This is a genomic window from Dysgonomonas termitidis (assembly GCF_042654545.1).
Classification (GTDB): Bacteria; Bacteroidota; Bacteroidia; order Bacteroidales; family Dysgonomonadaceae; genus Dysgonomonas; species Dysgonomonas termitidis.
On record NZ_JBHSGN010000007.1, the window covers coordinates 19,593 to 35,369 of the forward strand.

Genomic DNA, 15,777 nt, shown 5'->3' on the forward strand with positions numbered 1-15,777 from the left:
ACTCGTAAGATGTAAAACTTTGCGCCTTTGCGTCTTTGCGTGAAACAAAACAAAACGCCAGCCAACCTGTAATTTGTAACTGCCCGCCGGGCGCAGAAATAACATTCGCCGAAGCGAAGGCGAGGCAAACCTGTAACTGTTAAAAAGTAACAAAAGTAACAACCTTTCGAAATTTTTCACACTGTTACTTTTCTATCGACAACACGCTTGTTATCTGTACTCTATAGATAAATTTATAAAAAAAAGTAACACCTGTTCAGTCATCGGTCACCAGTAAGATATTATCTAATTTTTTACTTTTCACTTTTCGTTTTTCACTTTTCCATTACACCTATTCCCTCCCCGATGAACCTACCATCGATTTAACCCTCCGGTTAAAATCTGTAGCTTCGAGTAATTCTTCCAGAGTAAGATGCATCCTGTACCGCCAATAGTGTTGCGATATAGCCGGAATATTTATTCGTTCATCTTCGGCAACAGGACGTTTCAGAATGTCGTCTATCGACAGCCAGTCCTGAAGCGGCAGAATAGCAAGCATAGCCGGAGAATATAAATGATTACTTACAATTTGTGCGCACAAATCGGCTGTGCATTCTTCCGGAGCAGCACCATGCTTCCATAATACCTGATTGTAATATTGCTGGGTCAGCTGCCTGTCTTCTTTCCACCACAAACGGAGAGGTGACATATCGTGGGTCGATGTCGTGCAAACACTCAGGTATGGCAGATGATGCAGGTCGTTGAATAATACCTCCCGTTCTTTTGGCATCCGTTCTATTTCAAGGCTCAATATCTGAAGTTCGTTCATCACCGAAGGCACAGATTCAGGGACCATACCCAAATCTTCGCCGCATACAAGCATCGAGGTCGAAGAAATAAGGGTCGGCAGCTTCGTCATTGCCTGATCGCGCCAATACTGAGAATGGCGGCGATAGAAAAATTCATTATATAACCTGTTGAACGTATCTTTGGCGCTATCGTCCAGGTCCCTGTAGGAATAGTTGTACTGGGCGGTTATACGGGGATGAAACTTATAAGGCTCACGTTTATCCCTGACAAAAAGCACTTCATTGCACAGGCTGTACAAACCGTCCCGGATATAATTTGATTTATCATCATCCCTGCCGGTAAAATGTTCCTTGATCTTGGCTTGCGTATCAAATTCTTCTTTCAGTTCGAAACGCTGCCATCCGGTAGGCCGAAGGTATTTTTCAATTACCTCAGGCACATGGCTGCCGAATATATCAGCCAGGAAACTTTCGTGAATATAATGTTTCAGCATCCTGTCCTCATCGAACCAAAGGCCGTAAGAACGGATTTCATCGGCCGTAAGGGGAAGAGCCGGACTAAAATATCCCAACAATCCCTGAACGGATGACAAAGGTATTTCCCAGATGCGGAAAAATCCCAGAATATGATCGATACGGTAGGCATCGAAATAGTCTGCCATTTTGCGGAAGCGTTTCAGCCACCACCGGTAACCATCCTTAGCCATTTCTTCCCAATTATAGGTGGGAAATCCCCAGTTTTGCCCGAAGAACGAAAAGTCATCAGGTGGCGCGCCCGTCTGTACATCCAGATTGAACAGATGGGGCTCTACCCATGCTTCCACGCTGTCGCGGCTGATGCCGATAGGAATATCGCCTTTGAGCACCACCTCATTCTGGTGCGCGTACTCTTTTACATCTACAAGTTGTTTGTGTAGCAAGTACTGCGTGAAGCACGATAATTCGATATATTTTTTTGCATCTTTATCCGTTTCGGTCAATTTAATCAGTTTCTTTTTATCAAAAGCATTGTTTGTTTTCCATTTTCTGAAATTGGCCGTTTTATATTTATCCCGAAGATAAGAGAAGCAAGCGTATGGAAACAACCATTCTTCGTTCTGCTCATAAAAGGCCTGGTAGTCTTTGCTTTTTAATGTATTTGTGCCTGATTGGGTGAAAAGATCTTTTATGTAACGCCATTTCAGAGCCAGAACCCTGTCATAATCGACATTTTCCAGGGTGTTTAGTTCGCCTGCTTCTCTTTCGTATTCTTTATATAGATTTTCATCTTTCAGCGGATATTCTTTCAGACCCAGATAGACAGGATGCAATGCGTAAATGGAAATTGCATTGTAAGGGTACGAATCTATCCAGGTGTATGTGATGGTAGTATCGTTGATAGGCAGTACCTGTATTATTTTCTGTCCGGTCGCTACTGCCCAATCCACCATTTTCCGCAGGTCCGAAAACTCACCTATGCCAAAACTGTCATTCGAACGTAATGAAAATACGGGGATGGATACACCTGCGGCTTTCCAGTTCATCCAGCCATAAGCGTAGGCAATGGATTCCACCTTAACCATATCTTCTTTTGCCGGAGAGGCGGGCAATGGTGATAAGACACGGTTGAAACCCTCTTCCCAATGTACAATTTTCTTCGTGCTATTATCATAGATTGCAAGTTTGTATTCTAATGTGGTTTTTATTTGTGGCGCATTAATCGCTACCTGCCAACTCCCGAATCTTACCTGTGTAAGCTCCAGAGCATCTTCGGGCTTCCAATTTCCTAATGTCTCCGAAGCTCCGCAAAGTATCAGTTTCTGATTTTTCTTTACATTCACACAGGTAACATTAATAAGGATGGTCTTCTTGTAATATTTGACTTTCGCATTATCACCATGCGCAAAGAAACTTTCCGAAAAACACGACGTGTAAAGGAATTTCTGTTGGGGTACGCCCCGCCATACATCCTGCACATCGAACCGTTTATCAGTCTCTGTTCTCAACCAGTGCGGGCTTCCCCATTCGTGAGCGATTATGTTGTTTTGGTCTTTTACCAGATATTGATATTCTATATCGGTGGCATCACCGGCTTCAATCTCCAACTCCCATATGGATGGAGAAATATTTTTCATTTCTGCGGCCTTGTCCTTCTCCCAATTACCCAAAGCAGGCACTGAACCGCAAACATATACAGTCTGTCCCCAATCGGTATGGTAATCTATTTGTAGTTTTAGTCTCATGAATGATGCATTTTATGGTTTTTAGACTTATGCGTTTTTATGCATGGCTTTGTCCTAAACAAATCTACATAATAATGAGTTAGAATATATCCGGCGCCTCATTATTTTAGTCGAAATTAACTTGCAAACGATTGCAGGGAGCATGCTAACAAGTTACAAACAGGCGAAATACAAGTTGTTAACTGTTGTCTGTTAACTGTTAACTGAAAATTCCTATCTTTGCATCAGAATTGTATGTAACAATGCCGGAATTTAGAAATATAAACGAAAAAGAAAAAATATCAGCACAGCGGTTTGCCGACCTTATACTCGATATAGGAACATTCCTGCTTGCTTCGGGTGCGCACTGCGGACGTCTCAGCAGCAATATAGGAAGGCTGGCCGCGACATGGGAATTCGATATAAATATGAGCCCTACTTTCAACGGCCTCACAGTCACGGTAAAGGATAAGAACGATCCTTCCAATTCCGTCACCTGCTATAAAAACTCACCTCCACACAATGTACATCTGGCTATACTGACCGCTGTATCACATATGTCGTGGAAAGTGCAGGAAGAGAACCTGCCCATATCTTACGTGGAAAAAGAGTTTGCCAGGATAAAAGCCAAGCCTAACTACAAAGATATTGTAGTGGCTGTAGCTGTCGGATTTTCGTGCGGAGGTCTTTGCCTGTTCTCGGCAGGGGACGAAAAAAACGCACTGGTAGCTTTCGTTGCTGCATTTATCGGTTATCTGGTAAGGGTTTTCTTCGCCAAGAAGAAATTCAATCCGATGATATGCATATCTATCGCGGCTTTTATCACAACGTTGATAGCAGGGTTTGGCAGATTATACGGATTCGGGGAGCATCCCGAAGCCGCGATGGCGACCGGCGTTCTGTACCTGATACCGGGTGTACCTCTGATAAATTGTGTCATAGACCTGATAGAAGGCTATTTGCCTTCGGCTCTGAACCGGGCTTTGTTCGGCGGATTCATTCTGCTTTGTATCGCAGCAGGTATGACCCTGTGTATTACACTATTGGGAATAGGTAATTTTTAATTAGAAAATTAGCAAATGGAAGAACTGACAATAATAAATATATTCCGCGACTTTACCATCGCTTTCCTTGTAGGTTTCTGCTGGGCTATACTGTTCGGCTCGCCTAAACGCCTGTTGTGGGTTGCCGGGCTACTTGGCGGTATGGGACATGCTCTTCGCTTCATCCTTATACAACTCGATTTCGGGATGATAACGGCTACATTAGCCGGTTCGGTACTGATAGGGTTAATTGGTATTTTCGCGGCGCACAGGGTAGACAGCCCGCCGGTAGTATTCACCATGCCGGCCTGTATTACAATGATTCCGGGTATGTTCGCCTACAAAACGATGCTGGCCGGAATAAAGGTTACCGACCTGCCTACAGTGGAACAAAACCCGCATATCCTGATAGAGATGTCTCACAACCTGATGCTTACCATGTCATTACTGTTTACATTGGCGATAGGCATCTGTATAGGAGCGCTGCTCTTCCGCAAGTCGAGCGTGAAGAATATATCGTTTAAAGATGTGATAGGAAAGGGTTAAGAAAGAACCTTTTCCCGTCTGCTTTTCTGAATGGCCTTCACTATCCAGCGCGATACAAGGAATACGACTATCTGCGTAAAGATGATAAACACCCCTGACGGAACATCCAATACCGCAGACATGAACAGGCCGACAATACACCCGAAAAATCCGATCAGGATGGAAAGAATAATCATCTTTACAAAGTTGGAAGTAAACAGGTTGGCTGTCATCTGGGGAACGGTAAGTATCGACATCAGCAGCACAATGCCTACCAAGCGGATAGAAAGTACGATTGTAATAGCAATCCCCATCATCATGGCATACTTTATCAGGTTGACGGGCAGGTTGCGAGTCTTTGCAAAATCGGAATCGAAAGCCGCAAACAGTATATGACGGCCAAAGAGCAAAAAGACAATAATCAGCACTATGGACAAAATGGCCAGATAAGTTATATCCGGCTTTGTGATAGTAAGTATATTGCCAAAGAGATAATCCGAAAGATTAGGAGCAAAGCCGGGTTTGAGGTATATAAAAATAATCCCTATTGCCATTCCGAGCGACCAGAAAGAGCCGATTGCCGAATCTTCCCTCACTCCCTGCCTCGATGATAACCATTCGATACCGAAAGCCGACAAGATGGAAAAGATCATAGCGGCAAATATCGGATTCCACCCGAAATAGAAGCCCATACCGATACCTCCTAGCGAAGCATGCGTTATTCCCCCGCTGATAAATACAAGCCGGCGAATAACAACATAAGAGCCTATGATACCGCAGGCGATACTGGCAAAGAGGCTACCCAACAGGGCATTCTGGAAAAAAGTATATGAAAGGAGGTCTATAAATTCCATTCCATTATAAGTTGTATCTGATTTATATCAAATTTGCACTCAAAAACTTACGAATCTGCTCTGCATCCTCTCCTCTTCTTTCTATATATGCCTCTAACTGGTCGTCGAGTATATTGCCTATATTGAAATATTTGGATTTAGGATGTGAAATGATAATACCGCTGACCGAAGCATTCGGAAGCATCACACCGTTTTCGGTCAGCTCCACTCCTATCTCTTCGGATTGCAACAAATCCTTATTCAGCAGGAAATTGACTGACTGGTCGGGTATGGACGGATAGCCCACTGCCGGACGGATTCCCTGGTATTTAAGGGTAAACATATCATTTACACTTATATTTTCATCGGGTGCGAACGCCCAGTACTTCCGCCTTATTTCGGCATGCAGCCATTCGGTAGTTGCTTCCGCCAGACGGTCTAAAACCGACTTGAGAAGCAGTACTTTATATTCATCTCCCTGACGTTCATACTCGCTCATCAGTTCATTTGCACCTACGCCTGCGGTAACGGTAAATCCTCCTACATAGTCTTTCTTTCCTGAAGATTTCGGCGCAACGAAATCGCAAAGGGAAAGGTATTCCTTCTTTTCATTTTTTTTCTGTTGACGCAGCATCGGGAAACGTATGCCGTCGATATACAGGGATTCATTATCGCTATATGATTCATAAACGCCGAATACAGCATTGATATAACCGGCCTTATCATATACCAGCTGGTCCAGCAACGCCTTGGCATCTTTATATAATTGCATACCCTCCGCAGCTTTTTCCCTTTCTTGTTCAGGAAAGGAACTCAGCCATGCAGCCTTGCATGAAGGGCAATCATCGATATTTTGCACAGAGGCATAGCGCGCCGACAAATTCCATGAATGAAAGAAGAATTTCCAGTCTATATAAGGCACAATGATTTCCACCGGGATATGTTTCAATGTCTGACGTCCTTTCACCCGCGGTTCGGGAGTATTGTAATCCTCCCAATTCAGTTTCATGCCCTTATCCAGTACTTCGGACAATGGTAGCAGATCTGCTTTCTTATCACCCGCCGTATCCCTCAATGAAGCATATTCGGAGCGTACATCTTTTATATAGTTTTCCTTTGTCTTAGGATTTATCAGCTTACCTACAGCCGCAGGCGCCTGCGAAGCATCCTTGACATATACCACCGAACCGTTATTGTATTTCGGATCTATCTTAATTGCCGTATGCAGCTTAGATGTAGTGGCCCCGCCGATCATCAGAGGAATGGTAAAGCCAGCCTTTTCCATCTCATGGGCAACGATGCTCATTTCTTCCAGAGACGGAGTTATAAGGCCGCTCAGGCAGAGTATATCAGGTTGTTCTTCTTTTACTTTCTGGATAATTACTTCCGGAGGAGTCATCACCCCTAGGTCGATTACCTCATAGTTGTTGCAGGCAAGGATAATAGATACTATGTTCTTACCGATATCGTGCACATCTCCCTTTACGGTAGCAATAACCAGCTTTCCTGCCTTGTTGCTTCCTGCCGAGGAAGCTTTTTGCGCTTCCAGAGTCGGTTGCAGGATAGCCACTGCACGTTTCATTGTACGGGCAGTTTTTACAACTTGCGGAAGGAACATCTTACCGGAGCCAAATAGGTCACCTACCTTGTTCATTCCGTCCATTAATGGCTTGTCGATAATATCCACCGCCTTCGGATACACCTGAAGCGCTTCCGTCAGGTCTTCTTCCAGATAGTCGCTGATACCTTTTATCAGAGAATATTGGATACGTTCATCGAGCGGATAAGAACGCCATTCTTCCACTTTTTGCTCTGTCTGCCCTGTATTTTCGTTCTTTATCTTTTCGGCATATTCAATCAGTTCATCCGTAGCTTCCGCCCTGCGGTTGAAGATAACATCCTCCACCAGATTTCTCAGATCGGTAGGAATATCATCATATACAACAGATTGCCCCGGATTTACGATACCCATATCCATACCCCGCTGAATGGCGTAATAAAGGAATACGGCATGCATGGCCTCACGCACATAATCATTTCCACGGAACGAGAATGAGAGATTACTTACTCCACCGCTGATTTTAGCATGCGGCAGGTTTTCTTTTATCCATGTGATCGTTTCCAGGAAATCGACTGCATAGCCCCGATGCTCCTCTATACCGGTCGCGATGGCAAGTATATTGGGGTCGAAAATAATATCCAGCGGATTGAATCCGTCATTGACCAACAGCTTATAAGCCCTTTCACATATTTCTATCCTGCGGGCAAATGTATCGGCCTGCCCCGTTTCGTCGAAAGCCATGACAATGACCGCCGCGCCGTACGCCTTAACCAGACGTGCCTGACGGAGGAAATCTTCCTCTCCTCCCTTCAATGAAATGGAGTTTACAATCGGCTTACCCTGTACGCATTTCAGTCCGGCTTCGAGCACCTCCCATTTCGAGGAGTCTATCATTACAGGCACACGGGACACGTCCGGGTCGGATGCCATCAGGTTGAGGAAAGTGGTCATTTCCTTCACTCCGTCCAGCAAACCTTCATCCATGTTCACATCCAATACCTGCGCGCCGTCTTCCACCTGCTTGTGAGCAATAGTCAACGCTTCCTCGTATTTTTCTTCCTTTATCAGACGGAGAAATTTGCGGGAACCCGCCACATTCAGGCGCTCTCCTATATTTATAAAGTTGATCTCTGGCTTGGCTTCCAGTAATTCCAGTCCCGACAGCCACATATATTGGGGCTTCCGGGCCGGTTTATGCGGAACGGCGCCCTGTATGAGGTCTACATATTTTGCGATGTGACCGGGAGTTGTGCCACAACAACCTCCCAGAATATTTACGAGGCCTTCGTCAATATATTCTTTTATCTGGCCTGCCATTATTTCGGGCGTCTCGTCATATTCCCCAAACTGGTTCGGCAGTCCGGCATTCGGATAAGCAGATATAAAATTCGGCGCTATACGTCCCAGTTCTTTCAGGAATGGTTTCATATCCGATGCTCCGAATGAACAGTTTAGTCCTACAGATAAGAAATCTATATGGCTGACGGATGCCAGAAATGCCCCTACCGTTTGCCCCGACAATGTCCGCCCCCCTTTATCGGAGAGAGTGACAGAAATCATTATGGGCAGATCTATATTGCGTTCTTTTCTCACTTCATCGGCTGCAAACAAAGCAGCTTTCGCATTCAATGTATCGAAGATAGTCTCGATAAGCAATAAATCCACGCCTCCGTCTGCAAGTCCTTCTACCTGCTCTTTGTAAGCATAATACAGATCATCGAAAGTCACCGCTCTGAATATCGGATTCTCAACTTTGGGACTCATCGAAGCCGTCTTGTTAGTCGGCCCTATAGAGCCGGCAACATAACGAGGCTTATCCGGATTGCGCCTTGTATAATCGGCGGCGGCTTTCTTTGCCAGTCTGGCCGCTTCAATATTTATCTCCTTTACCAAATCAGACATATTATAGTCTTCCATCGATATAGAGGTTGCATTGAACGTATTTGTTTCAATGATATCGGCGCCCGCTTCGAGATATTCGCGGTGGATGGCTTCTATCACATCGGGACGGGTTAGGCAAAGCAAGTCGTTATTACCTTTCAGTAATGTAGTTGAACCTTTAAACCTTTCGCCGCGGAAATCTTCCTCTGTCAGCTTATAACGTTGTATCATGGTGCCCATGGCACCGTCGAGTATAAGGATTCTATCCTTCAATATATCGTGTATTTTATTCATTTCTATTTTCAATTATTGAATATTTTGCAAAAATACGGATTGTTTATTTTTAATATTTTATCCGATTCAATGTCTTAGTTTTATCGCCAACCAAAAAGAAACATCCTATATTAAATTCTTAGTCTTATTTATCAAAAATTTTTACAGTGTTCACCCCATAATAACGCCCACATGCATTTTGCAGCCATAAGACAGAATCCAATGGAATATCTCCGGTCTTAGGTTTCACAAACCACGAATCCGAAGCCTTGAAACGTCCGTAGATTACAACATCTTTCACACCTTTTTGTTTTTCTGCCAATATGATCCTCTCTCTTTCCGCCCATATATCATGAATCTGCCTAAAATCGTTCAGGCTCTGCCAATAAGAATAGAAAAAGACTAATGTGACCATACCTGTAATAATATACAAAGGAACTTTTAATAAGATTACAGAAAAATCAAGATTGGCATACAGCAAACCTGTAGCCGTAAACATCAGTATAAGTATAGCGAACCAAACCCTTTCCGGAAAAATGGGAGCTGCCACCATAGCCAGGATCGCGACTCCTGCTGTAGCAGCAAATAACAGGGACAGGAGCAATATCCTTTTATCATTATCTTTTTTGAATTTAAGATATAAAAACATAAATATCAGATAGATAATAACCGGAATAAGGAAATACCTTGTTGCAATCTTCAATATATTTGTAAAACGGTAAAAGTAAAACATGTAGGCTGGTTCTTCCCCGCTCGAATTCAAAACATTCAGTTCCACTATGTTCCGTACATAATTCCCCGGGGACAAAAGCATAAAAGCGCAGCCCACAAGCCCGCCTAACAGACCGAACAGCATCCACTTACACAACACTCGCTTCTCTTTCCGGATAAGCAATATCAAACATACTATAAAGAATATCATTGCCACCGCCATATTCTCATTTGTCCATCCGGCAATAATTCCGAACAGGAACATCGCTGTCCTTTTTATCCGGCTATCTTCTAAATTATTGTTCAGAAAAGCCGAACAATAAAAAGATATGAAAAGAAATATAAGTAATGTACCCCACAAATAATTCGCACTTCCTGTTATCCAAAAGACATTCTCTACAAGGGAAGGAACTAAAAACCAGATCATCAGGTTAATTCCCACAAACAAAGATATATTGACCTTATTATTTTTATTCGCTATGCAGTAGATGGTCAGGGCTAATGCAACATAACCGATACTATTGATAATGTCGCCCCAAAATATACCGGAGGCCAGCATAAACTGAGCTATTGCATGTACAACAGACCTGCCACCCCAGTTAAAATAATGCGCATGTTGATAAGGAATAATATCTGCAAAACTTACCCGTGAACCATCTGCATTCATACTATATATCCAGTCATCCAGCGTAATAGGGAAATAATAATTCAGCCCATATATACCGGCGAACAGTAATATGGAAATGAGTATAATATATTTCTGTTCCGAAAGAAACCGCCTTGCTTTCAACATTCAATAGATATTAAGAAAACTGTTTACTATTGTTTCATAGCCCTGTCCATTGCCCGTTTATCGTCTTTTTCGCGCAGGCTCTGGCGTTTATCATATTGCTTTTTACCTCTGGCAACAGCTATGTTCACCTTGGCAAGCCCCCGGTCGTTGAGAAAGACACGGGTGGGCACAATGGTATAGCCAGTTTCTTTGACAAGGCGCTGCATTTTTTTCAGTTCCTTCTTGTTCAGGAGCAGTTTGCGGTCGCGGCGTGCCGAGTGGTTATTGTACGAGCCATAGAAATATTCGGCAATATACATATTGCGCACCCACAATTCGTTTTTTTCAAATATACAGAAAGTATCTACCAGACTGGCTTTTCCTAAACGTATCGATTTTATTTCCGTCCCGGTAAGTACAATACCGGCAGTATATGTTTCGATAAATTCATAATCGAAGCTGGCCCGCTTGTTCTTTATATTAATGTTTGGTTGATTCATATTCTTCTGTTCTGATAACGTACATTTTATTCGAACTTACAAAAATAGTAAATATTAGGCTATTATATTCATTCAAAATCATATTATCAAAACAAACGCGCGAAATTTAATCTTTTTGAAAAAGTTTATCTATATATAGCTTTTAGCCGTTAGCTATTAGCTTATAGCTCTTTGAAATTTTATAGTTACGGGTTTGCCTCGCCTTCGCTTCGGCAAATGTTATTTCTGCGCCCTCCGGGCAGTTACAAGTTATAAGGAAAAGCTGACAGAATAAAAAAGCGTAAAATGTGTCAGATGTGTCAGGTTTTAACATTATATGGTTAATAAATGCAAATTGAACGAATAATTATAACGGTACATTTTCGCGCAGCTACCCTACCATATTGTGAGATAATAAGAGAAAACTCATGAGATTTCCTTTTTTTATCTTTAACTTTATACCTTTAACAAATAAATTTAACCATGAAAACCTCATACGGAATCATCCTCATCCTTCTTCTGTCCGGAATGCTCTTTTTCTCATGCAAAAGTGACAAACCCATAAGTCCATTTGGAGCGTTACCATCCGAAGACCAAACAAAGTGGCAGCAATTGGAATATTATATGTTTATCCATTTCGGGCCTAATACATTTACCGATGTAGAATGGGGTGACGGGAAAGAAGACCCCAAAGTATTCAACCCCACCGGTGTGGATTGCCGCCAATGGGCTTCGACAGCGAAAGCCGCCGGAATGAAAGGCATTATCATTACGGCAAAACACCACGACGGTTTCTGCCTATGGCCAAGTAAGTACAGCACACATACCGTCCGCGAAAGCCCATGGAAAGACGGCAAAGGCGACATACTAAAAGAATTGTCAGACGCCTGCCGTGAATATGACCTGAAGTTCGGGGTTTATCTTTCCCCGTGGGATCAGAATCATCCGGCATACGGAACGCCTGAATACAATCAGGTTTTTGCAAACACCCTGGATGAAGTTCTATCCGGTTACGGAGAAGTATTTGAACAATGGTTCGACGGGGCAAACGGCGAAGGGCACAGTGGCAAAAAACAGACATACGACTGGAACCTGTTTCACGAAACAGTATATCGCAACCAGCCTCATGCCATCATCTTTAGCGACGTAGGCCCGGGCTGCCGCTGGATGGGCAATGAGAGAGGCATAGCCGGCGAAACCAACTGGTCAACAATAAATATAGACGGATTCGAACCCGGACGGAATGCCCCTCCTTCCGAAATATTAAATAGTGGGGAACAAGGAGGAAAAGCATGGGTTCCGGCCGAAACCGATGTATCTATCCGTCCGGGATGGTTTTACAGTCCTTCTACTGACGATAAGGTAAAAACAGTGGACGAACTGATGGATATTTATTATACTTCGGTAGGACGAAATTCAAATTTATTGCTGAATGTCCCTCCCGACCGCAGGGGACGGATACACCCGGCAGACTCGATACGCCTGATGGAATTCCGTACGGCCAGAGAGGAAGCTTTCAGGAAAGACCTGACAGTAAGCGCTAAAGCCAAATCTTCTGAAACCAGAAACGGACAGCAATATAAGACATCCAACGTACTGGACAATGATTATAATACATATTGGGCATCCGGAGATGACAAAACGGCTCCGGCACTGGAAATCACCTTCGAAAAGGTAACAACCTTCAACAGGCTGCTATTGCAGGAATATATTCCTTTAGGACAGCGTGTTTATTCATTCTCTGTCAAATACTGGGATGATGCAAAAAGCGATTGGTCTCTACTCTCAGATGCTACCACTATCGGATATAAACGCATCCTGCGTTTCCCTGCTATCACCAGCAACAAGATAAAAATAGAATTCAACGCTTTGGCCTGTGTTGCAATAAGTACCATTGGTGTGTACAAGGCGCAGGAACAGTTATCCGCTCCCACTGTAGAACGCGACAAATCCGGGATGGTAACAATTAAATGCAAAAGTCCGGACCCTGCCATATATTACACTACAGACGGGAAAGAACCTGCAATAAGCTCCGATAAATATGAGAAGCCTTTTCCATTGGCACAGGGAGGCGTCGTTAAGGCCATTGCGCTAGTAGAAGATGGAAGCAGAAAAAGTGAAACAGTAACGGTAAACTATGACATTGCCCCCGCAAAATGGACGATCGTATCACCTGGCACCAACGGAGCGGAAAACTCAATAGATAGTAATAGCCGCACATCAGCAAAAATAGGACAAAATGAAGCATTAGTAGTCGACTTGGGAGAAAGTATCGCATTAAAAGGATTTTCGTATACCCCGGCAGCGAATGTTCAGGCGGCAAATGTTTCCAGATACGATTTGTATGTGAGTATGGATGGAAAAGCATGGGAGAAAGTAAAAAATAACGCCATCTTCAGTAATATTAAAAATAATCCGGTAGTCCAGAACGTTCTATTCGATAAAGTGATCAATGGCCGCTACCTGAAATTTTATCCGGTAGAACTGACGAATAAAAGTGAGGCCTATGTTATAGCCGAATTAGGCATTATAACCCGATAAGGTGAAATTTTATTTATCTTTACATTCGAAAAGAAATAAAAAATGAAGAAACTCTTATATTTCATATTTCCCGTTATGGTAGCGTTTGCAGCCTGTGGAAGCGATGACGGTATAAGTCCCTTGAAAAGATGGACGGGAACGAACGACATAAGCGATTTTCAGGTGTATATAGGTGCAACGGGAGGTGCTATACCGATACCATACCCACCAGATACAACGGGCAGTATCGACAGTGCGAGAAACGCCCTGTATACCAGAAAAATGAACTCTGTATATAATGTCAACCTGTTTAGAGAGATGAGCGTTTATTTTAATGAAGATAAGATAACGTACGTGGATTCCCTCGGATATTATAAAATAGTATCCAACTATCATTTCAAAGATGATTCCCTTTTCGTACTGAAAGGCGGAAATAAGGATCTGTTCATTGCTATGGGCAACATGGATACACTATACAGGATCAAAGGCTATGCACGTTATATAAGTCCTAAAACCGGGAATGATACAATTTCGTATCACGATTTCCCGCTCACACCGGATATAGTCGCCAAACTTGCAGGATTTCCGGGCGCCGCTGCTATGGAAAGTGACAACGACACCATCGTATGGCTTAATGCCAAGTATATATTTAAGTAATAGTAACAGCATTTGAAGAATATTTTAACGGTTTGTATCTCATAAGCCATTTTCTATATATCTCAGAATCCGATAAAAATGCGTACCTTTGCAGCAAAATTTAAAGAGTACAAGTATATTATGGGAAATTTAGTAGCTATAGTCGGTCGCCCCAATGTGGGTAAATCAACATTATTCAATCGTTTGACCGAAAGCCGGCAGGCTATTGTAGACGAAACTTCAGGAACAACCCGCGACCGCCAGTACGGAAAAACAGAATGGGGCGGACAGGAATTTTCCCTGGTAGACACCGGAGGCTGGGTTGTAAATTCGGATGACGTATTCGAAAGCGAAATAAACAAACAGGTATCCATAGCGATAGAGGAGGCTGATGTTATCCTTTTCCTTGTGGATGTGATGAACGGACTTACCGACCTGGATTCCAGCGTAGGAAACATGCTTCGCCGTTCCAAAAAACCTATCATATTGGTATCCAATAAGGCTGATAACTTTAACTTGCATCATCAGTCTGCCGAATTTTATGCTTTGGGATTAGGTGATCCTGTAAACATTTCCGCCATCAATGGCGCAGGAACAGGAGATCTACTCGATCTGATCATCACCAAATTTACAAAGAAAAGTGAGGAAGAGCACCTCGAAGACATTCCGCGTATAGCTATCGTTGGCCGTCCCAATGCAGGAAAATCTTCCTTTGTCAATGCGCTGATGGACGAGGAACGGAATATCGTAACCAACATAGCCGGTACCACCCGCGATTCCATCTATACCCGTTTCGATAGGTTTAATATGGATTTCTACCTTGTAGACACGGCAGGTATCCGCAAGAAGGGAAAAGTAACGGAAGACCTCGAATACTATTCGGTTATCCGCTCTATCAAAGCGATAGAAAACTCCGACGTATGTGTACTAATGCTAGATGCCACACAAGGAATAGAAAGCCAGGATCTGAATATATTCTCACTGATTCAGAAAAACCGTAAAGGACTTGTAGTCTGTGTCAACAAATGGGATTTGGTTGAAAATAAGGAACAGATCGTCATCAAAACCTTCGAACATGCCATACGCGAACGCCTGGCCCCTTTTACCGACTTCCCCATCGTATTCGCTTCTGCCGTTACCAAACAAAGGGTATTGAAGGTATTGGAAACAGCCAAAGAAGTGTTTGTCCGCAGAAAGACGAAGATACCTACTCATAAGCTGAATGAAGTATTGCTTCCTATCATAGAGCATACTCCACCGCCTTCGAATAAAGGTAAATACATTAAGATAAAGTATATCACGCAGCTGCCTAATACACAGGTACCTACATTTGTATTCTTCTGTAATCTGCCGCAATGGATCAAAGACCCTTACAAGCGCTTTCTGGAGAACCGTATACGGGACAATTGGGACCTGTCGGGTACACCAATAAATATCATTATCAGGGAAAAATAGAATCCGGAGTTTAAAGCACAAAAAAAGGACAACCGAAGGGTCAGGAGTGGTCGGAAGAAATTCCGATCACTTTTTGTTTTCTACGTTTTGAAGAAAATA

At 43.2% G+C, this 15,777-nt stretch carries 10 protein-coding genes; 5 read left to right on the top strand and 5 right to left on the bottom strand.

The genetic code is table 11. The annotated features are described in order from the left end of the window. Nucleotides 1-331: 331 nt before the first annotated feature. Nucleotides 332-3,010 carry a 4-alpha-glucanotransferase gene (locus ACFO6W_RS01180; protein WP_379993476.1) on the bottom strand — a complete coding sequence of 893 codons (2,679 nt, stop codon included), beginning with the start codon at nt 3,008-3,010 and terminating at the stop codon, nt 332-334. 242 nt (nt 3,011-3,252) lie between these two features. Here ACFO6W_RS01180 and ACFO6W_RS01185 point away from each other — a divergent pair, with 242 nt between their 5' ends. Both ACFO6W_RS01185 and ACFO6W_RS01190 read left to right on the top strand, forming a co-directional pair. Beyond that, nucleotides 3,253-4,053, top strand: a complete 801-nt coding sequence (locus ACFO6W_RS01185; protein ID WP_379993477.1) for a threonine/serine exporter family protein — start codon at nt 3,253-3,255, stop codon at nt 4,051-4,053. A gap of 15 nt (nt 4,054-4,068) precedes the next feature. Then, complete coding sequence (locus ACFO6W_RS01190; protein WP_291108135.1) at nt 4,069-4,578, top strand: threonine/serine exporter family protein; 510 nt, start codon at nt 4,069-4,071, stop codon at nt 4,576-4,578. Here ACFO6W_RS01190 and ACFO6W_RS01195 read toward each other — a convergent pair. From ACFO6W_RS01195 to smpB, 4 genes are all read right to left on the bottom strand, one after another. After that, complete coding sequence (locus ACFO6W_RS01195) at nt 4,575-5,411, bottom strand: metal ABC transporter permease (RefSeq protein ID WP_379993478.1); 837 nt, start codon at nt 5,409-5,411, stop codon at nt 4,575-4,577. The two genes, ACFO6W_RS01190 and ACFO6W_RS01195, sit on opposite strands and share 4 nt — an antisense overlap. Before the next feature lie 22 nt (nt 5,412-5,433). Continuing rightward, nucleotides 5,434-9,126 (bottom strand): methionine synthase, encoded by a 3,693-nt coding sequence (metH, locus tag ACFO6W_RS01200; RefSeq protein WP_379993479.1) that lies wholly within the window; start codon nt 9,124-9,126, stop codon nt 5,434-5,436. Between the two features lie 124 nt (nt 9,127-9,250). Then, on the bottom strand, nt 9,251-10,609 hold the full coding sequence (locus tag ACFO6W_RS01205) for a DUF3329 domain-containing protein (RefSeq protein ID WP_379993480.1): 1,359 nt from the start codon (nt 10,607-10,609) through the stop codon (nt 9,251-9,253). A 26-nt stretch (nt 10,610-10,635) separates the two neighbouring features. Beyond that, complete coding sequence (smpB, locus tag ACFO6W_RS01210; RefSeq protein WP_044215471.1) at nt 10,636-11,088, bottom strand: SsrA-binding protein; 453 nt, start codon at nt 11,086-11,088, stop codon at nt 10,636-10,638. 462 nt (nt 11,089-11,550) lie between these two features. Here smpB and ACFO6W_RS01215 point away from each other — a divergent pair, with 462 nt between their 5' ends. The 3 genes from ACFO6W_RS01215 to der all read left to right on the top strand — a co-directional run bounded on the left by ACFO6W_RS01215 (nt 11,551) and on the right by der (nt 15,678). Then, nucleotides 11,551-13,608, top strand: coding sequence for an alpha-L-fucosidase (locus tag ACFO6W_RS01215; RefSeq protein WP_379993481.1), 2,058 nt, complete (start codon nt 11,551-11,553; stop codon nt 13,606-13,608). Nucleotides 13,609-13,650: 42 nt separating this feature from the next. Continuing rightward, entirely contained in the window at nt 13,651-14,244 is a 594-nt protein-coding gene (locus tag ACFO6W_RS01220) for a hypothetical protein (RefSeq protein WP_379993482.1), read from the top strand. Nucleotides 14,245-14,364: 120 nt separating this feature from the next. Continuing rightward, nucleotides 14,365-15,678 (top strand): ribosome biogenesis GTPase Der, encoded by a 1,314-nt coding sequence (der, locus tag ACFO6W_RS01225; protein ID WP_379993483.1) that lies wholly within the window; start codon nt 14,365-14,367, stop codon nt 15,676-15,678. Nucleotides 15,679-15,777: the final 99 nt, after the last annotated feature.